A 20156-nucleotide genomic window follows, 5' to 3' on the forward strand; every position below is an offset into this window, starting at 1 on the left:
CAAGCCTTCCGCCCACCGGACGACGAACTGGGGATATCTGATGCGTCGCGCTGCCGGACTGCTCGCACTGAGTGCCGCCGTGATCGGAGCCGTACTGACTGCCGGCCCGGTCCTCGCGGACCAGAAACCACCTGCCGCGGCGCCGGCGTCGGCCGGGGCGCAGGCGCCGGCCACAGCGCAGTCGGTCGAGGCGCAGGCGGTGAGTCGGCCCGCGCAGCCGGCGCCGTTCGTGGAGCTGGTGGCAGCGAGCGGCACCGGCCGCCTGTACACGGCTGACCCACGCGAGCTCGCTTCGGCAACAGCAGCCGGTTTCAAGCGGCAGCCAGGCACCACCGGCTTCATCGGCCGATCAGCCAAGACCGGTTGGACCGCCCTGTACCGCCTGAAGCCCTCCGCGACCGCTAGCAGCTGGCTGTTCACCAGCTCCACCCAGGAACGAGATGCACTCGTCGCGCAGCACTGGGTTCTGGAAGGAACAGCAGGGTACGTAGCCACCAAGCCAGGCGCCGGTCTGGTCGAGCTGCGCCGCTTCACCAACGGTAAGGAGTGGCGGCTCGCGCTAGCGGCAAAGACCGACGAGCTACTGAAGGCCGGCTACAAGCTGGACGGCCCAGTCGGGTACGTGTACCAGAACTGGGTACGCGCCGGCGCGGTGTACTTCGGCATGTTCAACACCCACGGCCACGGGACCATCATCGCCCGGACCAAGGAGATCTACGGCCGCGACAACGACTGGTGGGGAGGTGTCCGCGACTTCCACGACGGCACCCACTATGCGACCGACAACTGGCCTGGCGAGGACTGGTCGTACCTGAAGCCGTCGATCGGCTACTACGACGACTCGAAGCCGGAGACGCTGGAGAAGCACATCACCCAGGCGACGTCGGCCGGGCTGAGCTTCTTCAACTTCTACTGGTACTGGGACAACACGAAGCAGGCCCAGACCGTCACCGCCGATTCGCTGAACGCGTTCCTGCAGGCGCGGAACCGGGAGAGCATCGACTTCACCGTCGGCGTCTGCGCGCATCCGTACGACCAACTCAAGATCCCGGCCACGCAGTACGACGCGGTCGCCACGAACCTGATGCGCTACCTGCGGCAGGACAACACCCTGCGGACGAACGACGGCCGGAAGATCCTCAACATCTGCGACGCGCGCGGTCTCGGCGACGGGAGCAACGCACAGGTCAAGCAGTTCGTGGACACGGTCCGGGCGAAGGCACGCGGCCAGCTCGGCGAGGACATCTACGTGATGATCAACCAGGCCGGCTTCGACCCGAAGCAGGTCGGCAACGCCGGTGCGGACGCGCCGTACTGCACCACTGACGGTCCGGCGGTCGAGAGCCGTTCGTACACGACATACCTGAAGGGCCAGCGCGCTTTCTACAACCAGGCTCCGGCCGCGTACGGGCGATGCGTACTGTCCGACTTCGACGAACGCCCGCGGTACCCGATCGAGACGACCGATGTGAAGGCGATCCGCTGGATGCCGGACCAGTCGCTGGACGGGTACCGGACAGCGGTCCGGAACGCGGCTGCTGACATGGCCACCTCGACCCGGCCGTCGATTGTTGACAACTACCTGTTCCTGTACGCGTGGAACGAGTGGCACGAGGGCGGCATCATCGAGCCGAACGAGCGGGACGGGTGCGCGTACCTGAACATCCTGCACAGCGAGCTGTCCTTGCAGGGACCGGGCTGCGTCGCCAGCCCGCAGGGCACCCCGCCGAGCTGAGTCTGCGGTGGGCATGTCGCGAGCATGCCCACCCAACATGTTCTAGACCTCGCTGAGCTCCACGGCGGGGTCGGCGAGGCGGGCCGGGTCGACCTGCTTGCCGGAGCGGATCAGGTCCTGGATGCCGTCGATCGCGCCCCAGGTGTTGACGTGCATGCCGGCCAGCACGTGCTGATCGGCGTCCAGCCAGAACGCCAGGTACGCGCCGGACTTCGGGTCGCCGCGCAGCACCACCTCGGTCGACGCGCCGTGCGGGATGTCCCCGGCGTACTCCATGCCGAGGTCGAACTGGTCGGTGAAGAAGAACGGCAGCGCGTCGTGCGCGACGTCCTGGCCGAGCATCGACTTCGCCGCGGCCGCGCCGGTGTCCTTCGCGTTCTGCCAGTGCTCGACGCGGACCAGCCGGTTGAACAGCGGGTGGTCCCAGCGGACCACGTCACCGGCGGCCCAGATGCCGGCCACCGAGGTCTGCAGGTCCGGACCGGTGACGATGCCGGATCCGTTCGACGGGGTCGCGACCTCGACGCCGGCTTCCTCGGCGAGCTCGGTGTTCGGCCGGACGCCGACGCCGACCACCACCAGGTCCGCGGGAAGCACCTCGCCGCCGGAAACCCGTACGCCAGTGACCTTGCCGGTGCCCTCGAAACCTTCCACGCCGGTGCCGAAACGGAACTGCACGCCGTGCTGCCGCTGGAAGTCGGCGAACAGCTCACCGACCTTCTCGCCAAGCACCGACGCGAGCGCGGTCGCCTGGGGCTCGACGACCGTCACCTCGCAGCCGCGTTCGCGTGCCGCCGACGCCGCCTCCAAGCCGATCCAGCCCGCGCCGACCACGACGACGCGCGGCTTCGCGGCGTACGCGTCGGTCAGCGCTTGCGCCTCCTCGGCGGTCCGCAGGTAGTGCACGCCCGGCAGCTTGGCGCCGGGCACGTCGAGCTCGCGGACGCGGCTCCCGGTGGCGATCAACAGCTTCGTGTACGGGACCCGCGTGCCGTCGTCGAGCGTGACCGTATGACCGGTCGGATCGATCGCGGTCGCGGTCGTGCCGAGGCGGAGGTCGATGGAGTTGTCGTCGTACCACTGCTGATCGTGCACCTGCGCGGACTCGGTCGTGTCCTTGCCCAGCAGGACGCCCTTCGACAGCGGCGGCCGCTCGTACGGCAACGACTGCTCACTGCCGATCAGCACGATGGCACCGGTCCAGCCGTTCTCCCGCAGGGTCCCGGCGGCGGTCGCACCCGCGAGGCTCGCGCCGACAATCACGATCTGCTCTGCATCAGCCATGCCCCGACCTTAGTCCTCCGCGAACCCTTGCCGTCGGCGACGCGGATGACTAATTTGTCGAAGACATAATACGTCCTATGTCTTCTCCAGGAGAGTCATGCGCGTACTCACACCAGGCCGTCTCGCGGCCGCCGCCCTACTGGTGCTCGGAAGCCTCGCCGCCCCTGTGACACCTACCGCCCAAGCCAACGATCAAGCCACCGATCCAGCCGTCGAGCAGGCCGCCGGCCCGGCCGCCGCCGCTGGAGCCGCGCCGTTCGTCGAGGACAGCGTGCTGTTCCAGCAGAAGACCAACGGGTATGCGTGTTTCCGCATCCCGGCCGTCGTGCACGCGACCGACGGCGAGGTGCTCGCGTTCGCCGAGGGCCGGGTCGCGGACTGCGGCGACGACGGCGACATCGACATCGTGCTGCGCCGGTCGTCCGACGGCGGCAAGACCTTCGGACCACTACAGGTCGTTTCCAAAGGCAACGGCAGCACCCACGGCAACCCCGTGCCGATTGTTGACAATAAGACAGGCCGAATCGTCCTGGTCACCACGCACAACGGCCCGGAGCCGTGTACGAACGGCTGCGACCGCGACCCGTACGTACAGACCAGCGACGACAACGCCACCACCTGGACCGCGCCGCGCGAACTGACCGACGCGAAACTGCCGAGCTGGAACTTCTGGTACGCGACCGGTCCGATGCACGGCATCCAGCTCCAGCACGGCCCGCACGCCGGCCGGCTGATCGTCGGCGCCAGCTTCGAGACGTACGACGGTGCCGGACCGCACGTGTACGGCACGCACCTGCTGTACTCCGACGACGCCGGCGAAACCTGGCACATCGGCGCGACCACGTCCCGCGACGACGGCAAGGTGATCGCGCAGGAAGTCACCGTGGTCGAGCTGACCGACGGACGGATCTACGCGCTCGCCCGCGAACGCGGAACCGATCCAGGCAACCGCGCGTACGCGATCAGCAGCGACGGCGGCGCCACCTTCGACGCGCCGTTCCGGACGATCCCGCGACTGGTGATGCCGGACGTCCAGGGCTCGCTGCTCCGATTCAGCGCGCGAAACGAAGGCGGCAACCGGAACCGCATCCTGTTCTCCGCGCCGGCCCATCCGGCCGCGCGTGAGGTGATGACGGTGCGGTCGTCGTACGACGAGGCGCGATCCTTCGGCACCTGGCAGCAAGGAAAGGTCTTCTACTGGGGACCTTCCGCGTACTCGGACCTGGTCCGGCTGGACGGCGATCAGGCCGGGTTACTGTACGAGGCCGGCGTCGCGAACCCGTACGAGTCGATCCGCTGGGCGCGCTTCAACGAGGCGTATCTGTCGACGCCGAACGGTACGCCACCGGGCGTTCCCGGCCCGCCCGCACCTGGTCCCCGGACGGCGGATGTGGGCCCAGCGCACAACCCGGCGTACGTACGCGGCGGCGCGACCGTTGCCGCCGGCAAGTTCGGGAACGGGCTCGCGCTCGACGGCGTGGACGACTACGTCGAGGTGCCGTTCGACCGGTCGATCGACCTCGGCGCGGACGACTTCACGATGATGACGTGGATCAAGTACGGCGCGAAGACCGGTTCGCGGGCGATCCTCTGGGCGTACCGGACCGGGTCGGGCAGTACGCCGCAGGTGTGGTTGCGGGCGGAACCCGAGAGCAACCGGATCAGGGCGTTGCTGTCGGTTGACCGGTTCAATGTGACAGTGCAGTCGGCTTCGGCGTACAACGACGACGCGTGGCATCACGTCGTACTGCAACGCGCGAACGGCAAGCTCCGCTTGCTGATCGACGGCACCGAGGTCGGCTCCGCGACCGCACCACCCGGATCGGTCACGGCCGGCAAGGAGTTCGGTGTCCAGGGCATCCAGGTCGGTCAGCGAGTCGACGGCGCGAACCGGTTCCAGGGCACGGTCGACGAGGTGCGCGTCTACCGCCGGGCGCTCACGGACGCGGAACTGACCGCGATCCGCGAGACGAACAAGCCGATCCGTTCGAAGCTAGGGCTCGACCTGCCCCTGAACCAGGTGAGCGTGCCAGGCCTGGGCTGACGGATCGGTCAGCGAGGCGACCTGGTCGACGATGACGCGCAGCCGCGCGTTGTCGTCGGCCGCCGCCGCGAAGTCGGATCGGAACGGGACGTCGAGATCACGCGGGGCGCTTTTCCACAGGGCTTCGATCAGCTCGGTGAGCAGCTCGCGTTGCACCGCGCGGCGGGCCTGGCGTTCCGGTGAGTTGAGTACGTGGAACATGCCGATGCCCTTGAGCAGGCCGATCTCGACGCGAATGCCATCCGGGACGATCAGATCGGCCTCGTACCGGATCAGGCGGGACCGGCCGAAGGCGGCATGCGTCGCCTGCTCGGCACCGGTGGCGAACCGGCCGATCAGCTGGCTGGTCAGGTCCTTCAGCCCGCCGAGCGCCCGCCGGCTGTCGTCGAAGCCGGCCGCCGGCCAGTAGTTCAGCCCGCGCAGCCGCGCCCAGCCCTCGTCCAGCTCCGTATCGGTTGCCTCGGGCAAATACATCCGCCGGACGGTGTCCCAGTACGGCGCGCGGTCCGCCTGCACCGCGGCGAGATCCAGGTGATGGGCGACGATCGCGTCCTCGACGTCGTGCACCGAGTACGCGACGTCGTCGGCGAAGTCCATCACCTGCGCTTCCAGGCAGCGCCGCTCCCCCACGCCCGCACGCAACCAGGTGAAGACGGCGAGATCATCGTCGTACACGCCGAACTTCCGCTCGCCCTCGCGCCGCGGCCACGGGTACTTGGTCGCGGCGTCCAGGGTCGCGCGGCTCAGGTTCAGCCCGACGCTGCGGCCGTCGGCATCGAACGTCTTCGACTCCAGCCGAGTCAGTAGCCGCAGGGTCTGCGCGTTGCCCTCGAAACCGCCGATGTCCGCCGCGACCTGATCGAGCGCGCGCTCACCGTTGTGGCCGAACGGCGGATGCCCGAGATCGTGCGACAGGCAGGCAGCGTCCACGATGTCCGGATCGCAGCCGAGCGTCGCCGCGAGCTCGCGCCCGATCTGCGCGACCTCGAGGCTGTGGGTCAACCGGTTCCGGACGAAGTCGTCGCTGCCGGCCGTGACCACCTGGGTCTTCGCCGCCAGCCGGCGCAGCGCCGCGCTGTGCAGCACCCGCGCCCGGTCACGCGCGAACGCGGTCCGCCCCGGCCGTTTGACCGGCTCCGCGACCCAGCGCTCGGCATCATGCTCGTCATACCCTTTGTGCTGCTTCCTCATCACAGCTCACACTAACCACGCCCACCGACAGTTTTCGTCGCCTCGCGGCTGAACGGTCCGGGAACTCAGGCGCCCACGCAATACCGCATCCAGAGCACACCGTCCGCGAACACCTCGGTCCCGACGTGGCGCAGCTCAAGTTGCGTACCGCCACACCATCTTTGCCCGGAACCAACGATCACTGGGTGCACCAGCAGCGCGAGCTCGTCAACCAGGCCGAGCTCAAGACACGCCCGCAACAGGGCACCCGCCGAGTCCACGCGCACCGTACGCACGCCGCGGCGTCCTAGCACCTCTAGTACTTCAGTCAGGTCGACCTGGTCGTAGCCGGTGACCAGCTCACGCGTACTGGCATCCGGTGGACGTGCCGGCGTCTGGTCGGCGTACAACGCGAGCACGCCCGACCAGTACCCGAGCTCCCGCAACGCCTCCCAACTACGAACCCTCCCCCGCCCATCCACCACCGCCAGCAACGGCCCTTCCGCCCGCACACCCCGCCCATACGCCCCGCCTTCCTCCCGCGCTCCCGGCGACGCGGCACCGACCGGCGGCCCCTCCTGCCGCGCGACACCAGCCAGCGACCGTTCCTGGGCGAGCACCGTGTCCGCACCCATCAACGTCACGTCTTCCTGCCACAGCGTCGCCAGCGCATAGAACCGCGCGACATCAACCTCGAACCCCACCCCCACGCCATCCACCGAAACCGCCACCTGAGCCACCACATGAGGCCGCATACCCCGCAACCTAGCCACGCCCACCGACAGTTCCCGCGGCCGCGAACCTCCGGGCGAACTGTCCTTGCCCAACAGCTGGAACACTTGCAGAGACTCCTTTGCAGCGATTACTCTGCATTCATGCGACGGATCGATGCACGGAGTTTGCGCGGGCTGGCACACCCGCTGCGGATGCGCATCCTGGAGGCGATCGAGCTCGACGGGCCGGCCACGTCGAGCACGCTGGCGGCGCGGCTCGGCGAGAACACCGGCACAATCAGCTGGCACCTGCGTCTGCTCGCCGAGCACGACTACCTCGAAGAGGACCCCGATCGCGGCACCAAACGCGAACGCTGGTGGCGGCTGCCCCACCGCCAGACCGTGCTCGACCCGTCCGAGTTCCTCGACGACCCGGAGACCAGGCGCGCCCTCGACGTGTACCTGCGCGATCTCGTCGACCGGTACTACACCCGCGTCCGCACGTACCTGGACGAGGACTGGCCCGCCGAATGGCAACAAGCAGCCGGCCTCTCCGACTGGCGCAACCTCCACCTGACCCCAGCCCAACTAACCACCCTGAACGAAGAACTAGCCGCGGTAATAGACCGCTACACCACCCCCGAAACCACCAACCCACCCACGCCCGAGCAGGGCGATCGGGCCGAGCGGCGCGATCAGTCGGAGCGGCACGATCAGGCGGAGCGGCGCGATCAGGCGGAGCGGCGCGATCAGGCGGAGCGGGGTGATCGCATCGACCAGGCTGATCGCACCGAGCCGACCGAACTCACCTCGCAGGCCGGGCGGGCCGAGCCGGCGGAGGACACCGGGGCGGCTGCACAGGCTGGGCGGGCGGAGCGGGTTATCGTTCAGGTGCAGGCGTTTCCGCGGCGCCGATGAATCTGCTTCGGGCGCATCGCGACTTCCGGTTGTTCTGGATCGGCGAGACGATCAACCGGTTCGGCAGCGCCACCTCCTCGGTCGCGCTTCCACTGGTCGCGATTTCGATGCTCGACGCAACGACCTTCCAGGTCGGCCTGCTCACCGCGGCCGCCTGGGCGCCCTGGCTGCTGATCGGCCTCCCGACCGGCGCCTGGATCGACCGGGTCCGCCGGCGCCCGGTCATGCTCGCATCCTGCCTCGCATCCTGTCTGTTGTTCACAATCGTGCCCCTCGCCGCCGCCGGTCGATTGTTGACAATCCAGCTCCTACTCGCGATCGCCCTCCTCGCCGGCGCCGCATCGGTCGTCTTCCAAACCGCGTACACGGCGTACCTCCCCACCCTGCTGGCACCACCCGACCACCCGGAAGGCAACGCGAAACTGCACGGCAGCGCCTCCGCCGCGCAGATCGCCGGTCTCGGCTGCGGCGGCCTACTGGTCCAATTCGTTGGCGCCGCCAACGCACTCCTGATCGACGCGGCCAGTTTCCTGGTCGCACTCGCCTGCCTCGCCGCGATCCACTTCCGCGAACGCCGAACCAGCACCCCACGAACACCCGGCGCGATCCGCGAAGGCATCCGCCTCGTCGTACACGACGTCTGGCTGCGTACGCTGACAGTCTTCGGCGCGGTCTCCAACCTTGCCCTGATGGGATACCAGGCGATCGTCGTCGTGTTCCTGGTCCGCGAAGCGGGCCTGACCGCCGGCACGGTCGGCACCCTGATCGCGGCGGCCTCCAGCGGCGGAGTCGTCGGCGCGTTCGTCGCCCGCCGCACCCTGCGGTTCGGCACGGCGCGAGCGCTGCTCTTCTGCGAACTCGGCCTGCCGACGCTGGCGTTGCTGATCCCGCTGGGCGGTGTGAGTCCGGTGTTCTATCTGATCGGCGCGTTCGGAGTGAGCCTTGGCGTCGTCGGCGGCAACGTCGTGAAGGTCACGTTCATCCAGTCGTACTGCCCGCCCGAACTCCTCGGCCGGCTCAGCGCGACCACGTCGTTCGTCAACTACGGCACGATCCCGCTCGGCGCACTGCTCGGCGGCACACTCGGTCAGACGCTCGGCCTCACGCCGGCACTGTGGATCACGACAGCCGGCGTACCGCTCGCCGCTCTCGTCCTGCTCGCGTCACCGATCCGCCGGCACCGCGATCTTCCAACTCACCCACGATCCTCCAACTCACCAAGGGATCGCGGCACCCGGTAGTACGGCCGACTCCAGGCGGATGCGTACCGCCTCGCGCGCGAACACGTACGTCGACTCGTCGTTGTGGAGGATCGACGACAGGTTCGCGGCCTCGTAGTACGCGTTCAGGTCGAACGCGAGTTGCTTCGGATCGCCGGCCAGCTCGCCCTGTTCGATCGCCGCGGCGATGGTGGTTTCGATCAGGCCCATCCACTCCAGGTGTACGGCCGCGAGCATCTCCTGTACGGCGCCGGTGCGCGCGGAGTACTCGTGCGAGACCTTCTGGAAGAAACAGCCGCCCGGGAAGACGCGACGCTGCGAGTAGTCCAGCCAGTACTGGCCGAGCGCCCACACCCGCCCGAGACCAGGCTCGACCTCGAACGCCGGAATCACCACGTTGTCCGCGTAGATCCGCCGCGCCGCGCGGATTGTCGACAACTGCAGCTCTTCCTTCGACCCGAAGTGCGCGAACACCCCGCTCTTACTGATCCCGAGCTCCGCCGCAAGCCGCCCGATCGAAAGCCCTTCCAGCCCATCCACCGACGCCACATCCACAGCCCGCCGCAACACCGCCCGCCGAGTCTGATCCCCCCGCACCAACCGCCCATCCACCTTCTCCACCCCCCGATCCTAAACACCAACCCGCCCCCCACTCCCACTCCCACACACCCAGCCCCACGCCGACACGCCCACGCCCACGCCCACTCCCACGCCCGCCCGCACCCCCACCGCACCCCCGCCCGCGCTCGTACGCCCGCCCGCGCTCGCACCCCTACCCGCGCTCGTACGCCCGCCCGCGCTCGTACGCCTACCCGCACGCGTACACCCACCCGCGCTCGCACCCGATCCGCACACCCGCACCACACCCACGCCCACTCCCACTCCCCGCTCCGCCTCGCACCCACGCCCTCCCCTGGCCGAGCGCCATTTCAGGGGTTAACCACCGAACCTGTCCGTTCACCCCTCGCATCCGACGTGTTGACGGGCAATCTCGGTGGTTAACCCCTGAAACGGCGGCAGTGCCAGGCGCGGTGGTGAGCGGGGAGGCCGCGACGCCGGCGGGGGGTGGACGGGGTTGTGGCTGACGGGGTGATGGGTTGTGGCTGGTGTGGGGGTGGTTGACGGGGTGGGGGTGGGAAACTAATAATACGACCGTTCGTATTGTTTGGTTCGGGTGGGAGGGGATGTTGTGCGGAAGCTCGTCAGTGTCGGGTTGCGGGCAATCGGATTGTTGTCGCCGCGGGCCGGGGGGTGGGTCGCGTTTCGGTTGTGGCGGCGGCCGATGGCTCGGGGGCGGGTGCGGGGGGGCTGAGCAGGCGGTGCACGAGGCGGCGCGGGTGGAGATTGTCGACGATGTGGTGACGTACGCCTGGGGTGACGGGGCGCGGCCGGTGCTGCTGGTGCATGGGTGGCGGTCGCGGGCGTCGCGGTTCGCGCCGTTCGTCGAGCGGTTGCTGGAGCTCGGGTACAGCCCGGTTTCGTACGACGCGCCCGCGCACGGCGACTCGGGCGGTGAGGTCGCGTCGATCCTCACGCATCAGGCGATCATTCGCGGGCTCGAGGAGCGGCACGGTCCGTTCGAGGCGGCGGTCGGGCATTCGCTCGGGGTGCTGTTCGCGTTGTACGCGGTCCGGGAAGGTGTCGCGGCGAAACGGCTGGTGATGATCAGTGGGGTCGCGGACTTCGCGTATCTCGCGGATACGTTCTGCGCGGCGCTGGGGCTGGGGCCGAGGATCAACCGGGAGCTGCGGCGGTACATCGAGCGTGGGTACTTCGATGGTGATCGGGACATCTGGACCCGGTTCTCGGTCGGCACCGGGAAGACCGAGTTGCTGGTGATCCACAACGACGAGGACGAGATCGTCGATCCGCGGCAGGCGCAGATCCTGCTCCGGAACTACGGTCCGCAGGCGCACTTCCTGCCGACGACCGGTCTGGGTCACCGCCGGATCCTCTCGGACCCGGCGGTGATGACCGAAGCCATCGCCTTCCTCCAGGACGCCGACCAGCTACAACCCGAGACCCCGCACCCAGAACGGAACCAGGTACCGGGCTAGGAGCCGGACCAGCAGCAGAACAACCAGCCGCTTGCGCGCGAACTGCTCCCCTCAGGTGCACGACGCGGCGAGCGGCGCAGTCAGCCGGCGGCCGATTCAGACGCGCGCGGTCCGGCGGAGTGGAGGTGTGAGCGGGGATGGCGGGGCGGGTTCTCCACTGCTGTTGAGGGTTGTCTACTGACATGCGGGTGGAGAACCCACAAGACGGGTGGATATCCACCCGCGCCAGGTTGGGGCCAGCGCCGCCCGGCGTCGACGGCCAGCGTTGGTGACTCGGGTTGACGGCCGAGAGTGGTGGCTTGGGTTGGCTGTTGTCAGATGTCGCGGAAGGTTTCGATCTGGGCACCTAGGGAGTTCAGGCGGGCGGCCAGGTCTTCGTAGCCTCGGTTGATGACGTAGACGCTGCGGAGTACGGAGGTGCCCTTGGCGGCCATCATTGCGATCAGGGTGACGACGGCGGGGCGTAACGCGGGTGGGCACATCATTTCGGTGCCGGAGAAGTGGGTCGGGCCTTCGACCATGACGCGGTGCGGGTCGAGCAGTTTGACCCGGCCGCCGAGTTTGTTCAGGTCGGTCAGGTAGATCGCGCGGTTCTCGTACACCCAGTCGTGGATCAGCGTCTGGCCGGTCGCGGTGGCGGCGATCGCGGCGAAGAACGGGAGGTTGTCCAGGTTGAGGCCCGGGAACGGCATCGGGTGGATCTTGTCGATCGGCGCGTGCAGCTTGGACGGCCGGGTGGTGAGGTCGACCAGCCGGGTGCGGCCGTTCTCGGCCAGGTACTCGGGGCTGCGGTCGTAGTCCAGACCCATCTCCTCGAGTACCGCGAGCTCGATTTCGAGGAACTCGACCGGCGCCCGCCGGATGGTCAGCTCGGACTTGGTGACGATCGCCGCGGTCAGCAGGCTCATCGCCTCGATCGGGTCCTCGGACGGCGCGTAGTCGACGTCCACGTCGATGTCGGCCTTGCCGTGTACGGTCAGCGACGTCGTACCGATGCCGTCGATCTTCACCCCGAGCAGATCGAGGTAGAAGCAGAGGTCCTGGACCATGTAGTTGGGGCTGGCGTTCCGGATCACGGTGACGCCGTCGTGCCGGGCCGCGGCCATGATCGCGTTCTCGGTCACGGTGTCGCCGCGTTCGGTCAGGACGATCGGCTTGCCCGGCGTGATCGTCCGGTTCACCAGCGCGTGGTACTGCCCGCCGGTCGCCTTCACGGACAGCCCGAACGGGCGGAGCGCGGTCATGTGCGGCTCGACCGTCCGCGTACCCAGATCGCAACCACCGGCGTACGGGAGCTCGAACGCATCCTCGCGGTGCAGCAGCGGACCCAGGAACATGATGATGGAGCGCGTACGCCCGGCCGCCTCGGCGTCCATCGAGCTGAGGTCAAGCCGGGCCGGCGGCACGATCTCGAGGTCACCGGCGTCGTTCAGCCAGGTGGTCTTCACGCCGATCGAGTTGAGTACTTCGAGCAGGCGGTTGACCTCTTCGATCCGCGCGACCTTCCGGAGCGTGGTCCGGCCCTTGTTCAGCAGCGAGGCGCAGAGCAGCGCGACGCCGGCGTTCTTGCTGGACTTGACGTCGATGGAACCGGAAAGCTGGCGGCCACCGGCGACGCGGAGGTGGACCGGACCGCCACCGAGAGAGACAATTTCGGAGTCGAGCGCCTCGCCGATCCGGGCGAGCATCTCGAGGGTGAGGTTCTGATGACCCTTCTCGATCCTGTTCACCGCACTCTGGCTGGTGTTCAGTACTTCCGCGAGCTGCGTCTGTGTCCAGCCGCGATGCTTGCGGGCGTCCCGGATGAGGTTTCCGATCCGGCTCAGGTAGTCATCACTCATGCGGCGGACTGTATCTCACATATGAGATACCCCTGCGCCGACCCGCCGGTTCCAGGGTAGCGAATGTCACTTGGAGTTGCCCTCAGGACCCACCTGACCTGCTGAAACACCGACTGCCTAGGGTATGTCTGGCAACTCCGCGCCGTAGCGAGGAGGTGCTCGGCGCGGTAGCTCGGCGCGCGGGAGGGAAGGCGTCGATGTGGGTTCATCGTTGCTTTTCCTCCCGTGCGGCGAGGTGCCGTGCCGAGTGCCCCGCAGTAGGCGGGGAGTTGCCAGGCATGCCCTAGAGTTGACCACCAACTCCCGCCGCGCCCCGGAGAGGACTGCAGATGCCCGACGACACCTCCGCTGCGGTGGTCAACGAGTTCGAAGCGGAGTCGTGGCCCTTGGATGCGGCCGCGGACAGTCTGCATCAGGTGATCGAGGGGTTCCACAACGGCGACACCCGGCCGCTGGTGATCGGCGACGGCGACCAGCCGGTGCTGGTGGTGCTGGCGATCGCCGACCTGGCCGACTTCCGGGCCCGGATCGCGGAGCTGCTCGGCAACCCGGTCGACGCCGGCTGGCTGCGGTACTACCTGCGGTCGAACTTCGACATGAGCTCGGAGCGGCTGGTCGAGCTGCTCGGTGTCGACGCCGATCACGGCTTGTCGTCGCTGGCCAGCCAGGTGAACGTCGAACAGGCCGCGACCCTGATGCCGGACCACGTCCGCCGCACCGAAGCCGGCGGCAACCCGCTGATGCTGATCGGCGACGGCACGATGGCGACCGCGGCGCTGCTCGCGTTCCAGGCCTTCCAGGTGCTGGTCGCGCTGGAGGGCAGCGGCAAGGGCGAGGACGACTCCTGCGCGCACGACGACGAGGAGAAGCCGACCACGCCGCTCGAGGTGCTGGCCGAGCGGATCGGTCCGGTCTCGACGCAGCTGGTCGCGCAGCTCAACGCCGGCCGCGAGCCGGGCCTTCCGCGCTACGAGTTGCACTTCGAGGACGACCTGATCGAGCACCTCCGCGACCTGGAGGCGCGCGCCCAGAAGACCCCGGGCGGCGGCGCGTACGACGAATTGAACGGACTGCTCCACCAGTTCGACCAGATGCGCAGCGGTCTCGTCGAGGCGGAGGTCGACGAACCGGACGAGGCCCCGTACCTGGAAGGGAGCGACCTGAGGGCAGCGATGCCGGACATCCGGGACAGCTTCCGCGACGGCGCCGACGACCCGTACCTGATCGGCCGGGACGGGCATCCGGTGGCCGGCCTCATCTCGTACGACTTGTACGAGGAGTTGCAGAAGGTGTCGGTCGAGCTGAACGGCACTGACGAAGCGCCCGTCCTGCCGCTCCCCCAGCCGCAGTGGGAGGACGGCCCGCGGCTGCTCTCGTTCGAGCTAGCGCTCGAGATGTGCGAGGCGGTCATCGAGGACCTCACCCGCGGCGAGGCCTCGATGCTGTTCATCGCCGACGAGGACGACGAGCCCGAGCTGGTACTGGCACCACTCGTCTGGCTCTGGGCGTACGTCGACCACCTGAACCTCGAAACCGCCTGAACCCAGGCGCCTGAACCTGGCCGCCCGACCTGGGCGACCGCGGTCAGCTGAACGGGAAGAGCGGCTGCCACTCGGCGAGGGTGGCGAGCTCATAGACCCCGGCCGGCGTGTACGGGTCCTTGGCGAGAATGTCGCGCAGTTCGGCCTCGTCCGCGACGTCGTACACGAGCAGCGCGCCGGTCTGATCGGTGAACGGCCCGGCGGCGACGAGCCGGCCCTCGGCCTTGAGGGTCGCAAGGTACTCGCGATGCGCCGGCCGGACCTCCATCCGGCGCTCGGTCTGGGTGACGTCGAACCGCAGCTGCACGACAAATTGAGCCATGCCAGAACCCTACAACGGCCTTGAAAACAAGGGGATCCGGCCTTGGCGCAAACGAGATTTGGTGCGGGAGAGGGAGTCACGAGCCGCCACAGCGGCTGGTTCAGGTCAGACCCGAAAGTCGACGAGTGAGCTCCCTTCCCGCCCGGTCATTCTCGCCAGCGCGAGCACCACAATGCAAGAGGTTGGTGAAGGAAATTCCTACTGACAGTTGATCGCGTTGACACTCCGTGATCAACGCGCCGGGCAGACCGATCCTGGCGCCGGCGCCCCGTACGGACGGTCACGCGATCAACTTGTCAAGGACCGAGCTACTCGTCCAGCAACGCCGCCCGGCCGGCCTCCAACCGGGCCACCGGAATCCGGAACGGCGAGCACGAGACATAGTCCAGTCCGACCTCGTGGAAGAAGTGGATGCTGTCCGGATCGCCGCCGTGCTCACCGCAGACGCCGAGCTTGAGGCCCGGTTTCGTCGCCCGGCCGCGGTCCACCCCGGTGCGGACGAGCGCGCCGACGCCCTCGCGGTCGATCGACTCGAACGGCGACACCGCGAAGATCCCCTTCTCCAGGTACCGCGAGAAGAACGCGCCTTCGACGTCGTCCCGGCTGAAACCCCAGGTGGTCTGGGTCAGGTCGTTCGTACCGAAGGAGAAGAAGTCGGCCGCTTCGGCGATCTGGTCGGCGATCACGGCCGCCCGCGGCAGCTCGATCATGGTGCCGATCGGGATCTCCGCGCCGGCGTCGACCTCGGCCAGTACGCGCTCGACCTCGTCGCGGACCAGGTGCAGCTCCTGGACCGCCCCGACCAGCGGGATCATGATCTCCGGCCGCGGATCCCGGCCGCGGCGCCGGAGCTCGAGCGCCGCGGTGGCGATCGCGCGTACCTGCATCGCGAACAGTCCTGGGATCACCAGCCCGAGGCGTACGCCGCGCAACCCGAGCATCGGGTTCTGCTCGTGCAGCCGCTCCACCGCCGCGAGCAGCTTCTCGTCATGGTGCGACGCCGAACCCCGCTCGCGCGCGACCGCGACCTTCACCGCGAGCTCCTCCATCGACGGCAGGAACTCGTGCAGCGGTGGGTCGATCAGCCGGATCGTCACCGGCAGACCGTCCATCGCGTCCAGCAGTTCGAGGAAGTCGTCGCGCTGCAACGGCTCCAGCTCGGCCAGCGCGGCGTCGCGATCGGCGTCGTCGGCCGCGAGGATCAACCGCTCGACCGACTCGCGCCGTTGGCCGAGGAACATGTGCTCGGTCCGGCACAACCCGATCCCCTCGGCGCCGAACCGCCGCGCCCGCGCCGCGTCGTCGGCAGTGTCGGCGTTGGTACGGACACCGAGCCGGCGTACGTCGTCCGCGTACCGGATCAGCCGATGCACCGACGCGACCAGCTCGTCACCCGCGTCCGGCGCGAGCGTGCCCTCGAAGTACTGCACGACCGGCGACGGAACGACCGGTACCTCACCGCGGAACACCTCGCCGGTGGTGCCGTCGATCGAGATCAGTTCGCCCGCCTCGAGCACCGTACCGCCGACCGTAATGGTGCCCTTGGCAACGTTCACGTCGAGGTCCTCGGCGCCACAGACACAGGTCTTGCCCATGCCGCGCGCGACCACGGCCGCGTGCGAGGTCTTGCCGCCGCGGCTGGTCAGGATGCCCTGGGCCGCGATCATTCCGTGCAGGTCGTCCGGGTTGGTCTCGCGCCGGACCAGGATCACCTTCTCGCCCCGCTCGGCCGCCTCGACCGCGGCCGCCGACGTGAACACCACCTGCCCCGACGCCGCGCCCGGCGACGCGCCGATCGCCTTGGTGATCAGGTCCTTGTCCGCGTCCGCGTCGAACCGCGGGAACATCAGCTGCGCGAGCTGCGCGCCCTTGACCCGGCCGAGTGCCTCGCCGGTGTCGATCACGCCCTCGTCGATCAGACTGGTCGCGATCCGGAACGCGGCCGCCGCGGTCCGTTTGCCGACCCGGGTCTGCAGCATCCACAACTTGCCGCGCTCGACGGTGAACTCGATGTCGCACAGGTCGCGATAGTGCCCTTCGAGGGTCGCCATGATGCGCATCAGGTCGTCGTACGAGGTCTTGTCGAGCTGCTCGAGGTCGGCCAGCGGTACGGTGTTGCGGATGCCCGCGACCACGTCCTCGCCCTGCGCGTTCTGCAGGTAATCGCCGTACACGCCGGGCTGGCCGCCGGCCGGGTCGCGGGTGAACGCGACGCCGGTACCGGAGTCCATGCCGAGGTTGCCGAAGACCATCGAGCAGATGTTGACCGCCGTGCCCAGATCGGCCGGAATCCGCTCCTGACGGCGGTAGAGGATCGCGCGATCGGCGTTCCAGGAGTCGAACACGGCCTCGATCGCGAGGTCCAGCTGGGTCCGCGGGTCCTGCGGGAACTCGCGGCCGGTGTGGTCGTGCACGGCCTGCTTGAACGTGTCGACGAGTCCCTTGAGGTCATCGGCGTCCAGGTCCAGATCGTTGCGCGTACCCTTCGACTGTTTCGCTGCCTCGATCGCGTCCTCGAAGACATCGCCGTCCATGCCGAGCACGGTCTTGCCGAACATCTGCACCAGCCGGCGGTACGCGTCCCAGGCGAACCGCGGGTTGCCGGACTGATGCGCGAGCCCGTTCACCGAGTCGTCGTTGAGGCCGACGTTCAGCACCGTCTCCATCATGCCGGGCATCGACACCGCGGCGCCGGAACGGACCGACACCAGCAGCGGATCGTCGGCCTGACCAAGCTTCTTGCCCATCTTCTGTTCCAGCAGCGCGACGTGATGATCGATCTCGTCGGCGAGCTCGGCCGGTACGTCGCCGGTGGACAAGTACGCGCGGCAGGCGTCGGCGGTGATGGTGAAACCGGGTGGGACCGGCAGGCCGAGATTGGTCATCTCGGCCAGGTTCGCCCCCTTCCCGCCGAGCAGTTGCTTCAGGTCCTTGTTGCCTTCGGCGAAGTCGTACACGAGTTTCGGCACGGTCACTCCCTGGGTTGCAGGCGGTGTTCAAGCGGTGCGCAGGCGCGGGAAGATGACCCGCTGGCCCATCGACTTCGGCGGCGGGGGCGTGCTTTCAGAGTAAGCCCAAAAACCAGTCCAGTTGAACACTGGTCTCACTCCGCCGACGTGACCATCCCCACAACTCGTGGTCCGGAAAACCCTTCCCTCGTTGACAACGCGAGACATTCGGGCCGTTTCGGAATGAAACGCAACGGCAGGGTGTAACCCGCCTTCAGGACGGGTACACCCTGCTGCTCCTGCGCCTCTCCCCTCGCTCTTTCCCTCGCTCTTTCCCTCCCTCTCCCCTCCCTCTCCCCTCGCTCTTCCTCTTTCCTTCTTCTTTGCTTCTGCTGCTTCTTTGTCAGAGCTTGCGGCGGGTCCGCAGGTAGTCGCCGACCACCGCTGCGCCGAGACCGTCCGCGTCCGGCGCGAGCACGCGACCGCCGCTGCGCCGGGCGAGCAGATCGACGAACGCGTTCAGCCGCGGATCGTCGCCGAGCCGGAACACGGTCAGCGAAGCGCCGAGTTTGGCCAGCCGATCCACCTCGAAGATCGTCTTCCGCAACGTGGCCGGCTCCGGCGGGTACGAGAACTCGGCCGTCCCGTCCGGCTCCAGATGCGCGGTCGGCTCCCCATCGGTCACCATCAGCACGACCGGCTGGGCATCGGGATGCCGGCGCAGATGACGGCCGGCGAGCAGCAGCGCGTGATGCGCGTTGGTGCCCTGCTCCCAGGTGCCCTCCATCCCGATCAACCGCGGCAGCTCGATCGCGGTGGCGTACCGGCCGAACGTGATCAGCTGAAGCGCGTCGTTGCGGTACCGGGTCGAGATGAGTTGGTGCAGTGCGAGCGCCGTACGCTTCATCGGCAGCCAGCGGCCTTCCTGGACCATCGACCAGGACGTATCCACGAGCAGCGCGACCGCGGCCCGAGCACGATGTTCGGTCTCGGCGATCTCGACATCCGCCACGTCGAGCCGCACCGAACCACGTCCCGCACCGGCTGTTCGCAGTACGGCGTTGCGCACTGTCCGGGGTACATCCCAGGGCTGTGTATCGCCGAACTGCCAATGGCGTGACGATCCACTCAACTCACCGGCCGCGCCGGCGTTGGCGGCATCACGCTCGCCGGAACCACGAGCTGCCCTCAGTACGTCGGCCAATGCGGTCTGGCCGAGCTGCCGCAACGCCTTCGGCGACAACCGCAGCGAACCGTCCGGCGCCCGTTCGATCAGACCCTGATCACGCAGTTGCCGCTCCAACTCACTCAGCCGCCGGGCGTCGACCGTCGCCTCGTCGCCGAGTTGACGGGTGAGCGCCTCAAGATCGATGTCCTCCAGCCGTGCACCCGGGTACGACTGGGCCAACTGCTCCGCGAGTGCATCCAGCTCCGCCAGATCGGACATCGCCTGCGCGCCTTCGGCGAGACCGAGCGGATCATCACCGCTCATCCGCTCCGAACCGGACCAGTCCTCCCCCGGCCGCAACGCCTGCAACTGTGCATCCAGTTGAGCCATCTGCTGGGCGAGCTGCGGACTGCCGAACGCTTGTTGGGACAGCTCCATCAGCTCGGCACGCTGCTCGGGAGTCATCGAGTTCAGCATCCGCTGCGCGGCGGCGGCCCGCTGCGCGAGTACGTCGATCAGCTCGTCCACGGTGCGCGGATTCTCCGGGAAGAACTCGCCGTGGTTCGCCATGAACTCTTCGAACAGCTCCGGCACCTCGGGCCGGCCTTGCGCGTGCGCCGCGAGCAACGCGTTGAGATCGGACAGCATCTCGTTGATCGCTTCGACGTCCTCGGGCGTCGTTTGCTGCAGCGCCTCCTTCATCCCTTCGAATCGCGATCCGAGCAGTTCCCGGCCGAGGAGCTCGCGGATCTCCTCGTACTTGGCGCGTGCTTCGGACGACTCCCACTGGTAGTTGGCCAGCTCGCGTACGGCTGCCGCCGTACCCGAAGGCAACGCGTCGAGCTCGGCCTCCTTGAAGCGGGCGTCGTCGGACGGGTTCGGGAACAGTTCGCGGCGCTCGGCTTCAAGGGCTTCGTCGAGCAGCCGCTGGACGTCGCGCAGGGTGCCGTCGAGGTTGTGCCGCTGCTGGATCTCGCGGCGGCGCTCCCACAAGCGGCGGGTCAGGTCGTCCAGGCCCTGGGTGTTCCGGGTGCCGCGCCGGAGCAGTTCCTCCAGCGCGGACCGTGGCGACGACCCGTTCATCACGTCCCGGCCGAGCTCGTCCAGCGCGTCCCGCAAATCCACCGGCGCCTGCAGCGGATCGGGCCCGTCGTGCCACGGCCCGTACGACCATCCTTCCGGGATAGAACTCACG

Annotated in this window: 14 protein-coding genes; 6 read left to right on the top strand and 8 right to left on the bottom strand. The window is 68.3% G+C overall.

Going from position 1 to position 20156, the window contains the following annotated elements; translation table 11 throughout:
* The first annotated feature begins 40 nt into the window (after nt 1-40).
* The gene (locus tag HDA44_RS13810) at nt 41-1735 is read left to right on the top strand and encodes a glycoside hydrolase family 99-like domain-containing protein (protein WP_184834429.1); all 1695 of its coding nucleotides are present in this window, start codon (nt 41-43) and stop codon (nt 1733-1735) included.
* 42 nt (nt 1736-1777) lie between these two features.
* Here the strand turns inward: HDA44_RS13810 and HDA44_RS13815 are convergent, their stop codons facing one another.
* The gene (locus HDA44_RS13815) at nt 1778-3019 is read right to left on the bottom strand and encodes an NAD(P)/FAD-dependent oxidoreductase (RefSeq protein WP_184834431.1); all 1242 of its coding nucleotides are present in this window, start codon (nt 3017-3019) and stop codon (nt 1778-1780) included.
* Nucleotides 3020-3116: 97 nt separating this feature from the next.
* Here HDA44_RS13815 and HDA44_RS13820 point away from each other — a divergent pair, with 97 nt between their 5' ends.
* Nucleotides 3117-5063: a sialidase family protein gene (locus HDA44_RS13820; RefSeq protein ID WP_184834433.1), complete on the top strand. Its 1947-nt coding sequence runs from the start codon at nt 3117-3119 to the stop codon at nt 5061-5063.
* On the opposite strand, the gene HDA44_RS13825 is transcribed toward HDA44_RS13820, so the two are convergent.
* Together HDA44_RS13825 and HDA44_RS13830 are read right to left on the bottom strand one after the other, a co-directional pair.
* Complete coding sequence (locus HDA44_RS13825; protein ID WP_184834434.1) at nt 5013-6254, bottom strand: deoxyguanosinetriphosphate triphosphohydrolase; 1242 nt, start codon at nt 6252-6254, stop codon at nt 5013-5015. The genes HDA44_RS13820 and HDA44_RS13825 overlap by 51 nt on opposite strands.
* Before the next feature lie 65 nt (nt 6255-6319).
* Nucleotides 6320-6988 (bottom strand): dihydrofolate reductase family protein, encoded by a 669-nt coding sequence (locus tag HDA44_RS13830; protein WP_184834436.1) that lies wholly within the window; start codon nt 6986-6988, stop codon nt 6320-6322.
* A 120-nt stretch (nt 6989-7108) separates the two neighbouring features.
* On the opposite strand from HDA44_RS13830, the gene HDA44_RS13835 reads away from it, so the two are divergent.
* Both HDA44_RS13835 and HDA44_RS13840 read left to right on the top strand, forming a co-directional pair.
* Nucleotides 7109-7864: a winged helix-turn-helix domain-containing protein gene (locus HDA44_RS13835; protein ID WP_184834438.1), complete on the top strand. Its 756-nt coding sequence runs from the start codon at nt 7109-7111 to the stop codon at nt 7862-7864.
* A complete protein-coding gene (locus HDA44_RS13840) occupies nt 7861-9105 on the top strand; it encodes an MFS transporter (RefSeq protein WP_184834440.1) in 1245 nt (414 codons plus the stop codon). Before HDA44_RS13835 ends, HDA44_RS13840 begins: the two co-directional genes overlap by 4 nt.
* Here HDA44_RS13840 and HDA44_RS13845 read toward each other — a convergent pair.
* Nucleotides 9079-9705, bottom strand: coding sequence for a TetR/AcrR family transcriptional regulator (locus HDA44_RS13845; RefSeq protein WP_184834442.1), 627 nt, complete (start codon nt 9703-9705; stop codon nt 9079-9081). The two genes, HDA44_RS13840 and HDA44_RS13845, sit on opposite strands and share 27 nt — an antisense overlap.
* Before the next feature lie 716 nt (nt 9706-10421).
* On the opposite strand from HDA44_RS13845, the gene HDA44_RS13850 reads away from it, so the two are divergent.
* Nucleotides 10422-11141, top strand: coding sequence for an alpha/beta hydrolase (locus HDA44_RS13850; protein ID WP_337905964.1), 720 nt, complete (start codon nt 10422-10424; stop codon nt 11139-11141).
* A gap of 314 nt (nt 11142-11455) precedes the next feature.
* Here HDA44_RS13850 and HDA44_RS13855 read toward each other — a convergent pair whose 3' ends face one another.
* Nucleotides 11456-12982, bottom strand: a complete 1527-nt coding sequence (locus tag HDA44_RS13855) for a helix-turn-helix domain-containing protein (RefSeq protein ID WP_184834444.1) — start codon at nt 12980-12982, stop codon at nt 11456-11458.
* Nucleotides 12983-13311: 329 nt separating this feature from the next.
* Between HDA44_RS13855 and HDA44_RS13860 the strand changes: the two genes are divergently transcribed.
* On the top strand, nt 13312-14523 hold the full coding sequence (locus tag HDA44_RS13860; RefSeq protein WP_184834446.1) for a type II toxin-antitoxin system Phd/YefM family antitoxin: 1212 nt from the start codon (nt 13312-13314) through the stop codon (nt 14521-14523).
* Nucleotides 14524-14566: 43 nt separating this feature from the next.
* Here HDA44_RS13860 and HDA44_RS13865 read toward each other — a convergent pair whose 3' ends face one another.
* From HDA44_RS13865 to HDA44_RS13875, 3 genes are all read right to left on the bottom strand, one after another.
* On the bottom strand, nt 14567-14845 hold the full coding sequence (locus HDA44_RS13865) for a YciI family protein (RefSeq protein WP_184834448.1): 279 nt from the start codon (nt 14843-14845) through the stop codon (nt 14567-14569).
* 308 nt (nt 14846-15153) lie between these two features.
* Nucleotides 15154-17814 (bottom strand): pyruvate, phosphate dikinase, encoded by a 2661-nt coding sequence (ppdK, locus tag HDA44_RS13870; protein ID WP_184834450.1) that lies wholly within the window; start codon nt 17812-17814, stop codon nt 15154-15156.
* A gap of 382 nt (nt 17815-18196) precedes the next feature.
* The gene (locus tag HDA44_RS13875) at nt 18197-20155 is read right to left on the bottom strand and encodes a vWA domain-containing protein (protein ID WP_184834452.1); all 1959 of its coding nucleotides are present in this window, start codon (nt 20153-20155) and stop codon (nt 18197-18199) included.
* Nucleotide 20156: the final 1 nt, after the last annotated feature.

It is taken from the genome of Kribbella solani, assembly GCF_014205295.1.
GTDB lineage: Bacteria > Actinomycetota > Actinomycetes > Propionibacteriales > Kribbellaceae > Kribbella > Kribbella solani.

Coding starts and splice junctions, on each gene's coding strand:
- HDA44_RS13830 (WP_184834436.1), bottom strand. CDS start 6,988: ATGCGGCCTCATGTGGTGGCTCAGGTGGCGGTTTCGGTGGATGGCGTG.
- HDA44_RS13835 (WP_184834438.1), top strand. CDS start 7,109: ATGCGACGGATCGATGCACGGAGTTTGCGCGGGCTGGCACACCCGCTG.
- HDA44_RS13810 (WP_184834429.1), top strand. CDS start 41: ATGCGTCGCGCTGCCGGACTGCTCGCACTGAGTGCCGCCGTGATCGGA.
- HDA44_RS13825 (WP_184834434.1), bottom strand. CDS start 6,254: ATGAGGAAGCAGCACAAAGGGTATGACGAGCATGATGCCGAGCGCTGG.
- HDA44_RS13860 (WP_184834446.1), top strand. CDS start 13,312: ATGCCCGACGACACCTCCGCTGCGGTGGTCAACGAGTTCGAAGCGGAG.
- HDA44_RS13815 (WP_184834431.1), bottom strand. CDS start 3,019: ATGGCTGATGCAGAGCAGATCGTGATTGTCGGCGCGAGCCTCGCGGGT.
- HDA44_RS13855 (WP_184834444.1), bottom strand. CDS start 12,982: ATGAGTGATGACTACCTGAGCCGGATCGGAAACCTCATCCGGGACGCC.
- HDA44_RS13840 (WP_184834440.1), top strand. CDS start 7,861: ATGAATCTGCTTCGGGCGCATCGCGACTTCCGGTTGTTCTGGATCGGC.
- HDA44_RS13865 (WP_184834448.1), bottom strand. CDS start 14,845: ATGGCTCAATTTGTCGTGCAGCTGCGGTTCGACGTCACCCAGACCGAG.
- HDA44_RS13820 (WP_184834433.1), top strand. CDS start 3,117: ATGCGCGTACTCACACCAGGCCGTCTCGCGGCCGCCGCCCTACTGGTG.